The sequence below is a fragment of the Novosphingobium ovatum genome, assembly GCF_009909235.1.
GTDB classification, from domain to species: Bacteria; Pseudomonadota; Alphaproteobacteria; order Sphingomonadales; family Sphingomonadaceae; genus Novosphingobium; species Novosphingobium ovatum.
In genome coordinates this window covers 1-1,578 of the sequence record NZ_JAAAPO010000010.1, presented here as the reverse complement: position 1 = coordinate 1,578, position 1,578 = coordinate 1, and the positions used below count along the sequence as shown (strand labels likewise).

Genomic DNA, 1,578 nt, shown 5'->3' with positions numbered 1-1,578 from the left:
AAACGGGTGATGGATTACAACGTGAAGCCTCGGGTGAAGGCGGATGGTTCGGGTGTGGACTTGGCGAACGTCAAGATGAGCATGAACCCGTTCGACGAGATCGCGGTTGAGGAAGCGATTCGCCTGAAGGAACAAGGCGTTGCGACCGAGGTTGTGGTGGTCTCGATCGGCCCGGCCAAGGCGCAGGAAACGCTGCGCACGGCGCTGGCGATGGGGGCGGACCGGGCCATTCTGGTCTCGACCGAAGAGGAATGCGAGCCGCTGGCCGTTGCCAAGATCCTGAAGGGTGTGGCCGCTGACGAGAACCCCGGCCTGATCATCCTGGGCAAGCAGGCGATCGATGATGACAGCAACCAGACCGGCCAGATGCTGGCCGCGCTGATGGGCCGTCCGCAAGGTACTTTTGCGTCACAGGTGGTGGTCGATGGCGATGCCGTCAACGTCACGCGCGAGGTGGATGCGGGGCTGGAAACGGTGCGTTTGTCGCTGCCCGCGATCATCACCACCGACCTGCGCCTGAACGAGCCGCGCTATGCCTCGCTGCCGAACATCATGAAGGCCAAGTCCAAGCCGCTGGCGACCAAGAGCCCGGCTGACTATGGCGTCGACACCGCCCCGCGCCTGAAGGTGCTGCATGTGGGCGAACCGGCGCAGCGCGCTGGCGGCGTCAAGGTCGCCGATGTCGATGCTTTGGTTGCCAAGATGAAAGAGTTGGGGGTCGCGTAACATGGCAAATCTTGTTTGGGTTGAACATGATAACGCGTCGATGAAGGACGCGACCCTGTCGGCTGTCAGCGCTGCTGCGGCGCTGGGCGGGGATGTGCATCTGTTGGTCGCGGGCGCGGGTTGCGCCGCCGTGGCTGATGCCGCCGCGCAGGTCGCTGGCGTGGCCAAGGTGCTGTTGGCCGATGACGCCTCGCTGGGCGCGGCGCTGGCCGAGAATGTTGCGCCGCTGGTGGCGGGTCTGATGGCGGGCTATGACGGTTTTGTCGCGCCGGCCACGACCGCGGGCAAGAACATCGCCCCGCGCGTGGCGGCTCTGCTGGACGTCATGCAGATTTCGGACATCATCGCGGTGGACGGGCCCAAGGTGTTCAAGCGTCCGATCTATGCTGGCAACGCCATCGCCACGGTTGAATCCTCCGACGCCAAGCTGGTGCTGACCGTGCGCGGCACCGCCTTTGCCAAGGCCGCGGTCAATGGCGGTTCGGCCGCTGTCGAATCGGTGCAAGTGTCTGGTGACGCTGGCCTTTCCAGCTTTGTCGGGGCTGAATTGGCCAAGTCCGAGCGCCCCGAACTGACCAGCGCCAAGGTGATCGTGTCGGGCGGGCGGGCGCTGAAGGATTCGGCGACTTTTGCCGCCACGATCCTGCCTTTTGCCGACAAATTGGGCGCCGCTGTTGGTGCTTCGCGCGCGGCGGTGGACGCCGGTTACGTGTCGAACGACCATCAGGTGGGCCAGACGGGCAAGATCGTCGCCCCCGAGGTCTATATCGCGGTCGGTATTTCCGGCGCGATTCAACACCTTGCGGGCATGAAGGATTCCAAGACCATCATCGCCATCAACAAGGACGGCGA

2 protein-coding genes are annotated in these 1,578 nt (G+C 64.3%); both read left to right on the top strand.

Annotated elements, in window-relative coordinates:
- Positions 1 to 726: electron transfer flavoprotein subunit beta/FixA family protein (locus GTZ99_RS16680; RefSeq protein ID WP_161720969.1), on the top strand; the 726-nt coding region annotated here is incomplete at its 5' end.
- Position 727: 1 nt separating this feature from the next.
- Positions 728 to 1,578, top strand: an 851-nt coding sequence (locus tag GTZ99_RS16675; RefSeq protein WP_161720968.1) for an electron transfer flavoprotein subunit alpha/FixB family protein, incomplete at its 3' end; no start/stop codon positions are given.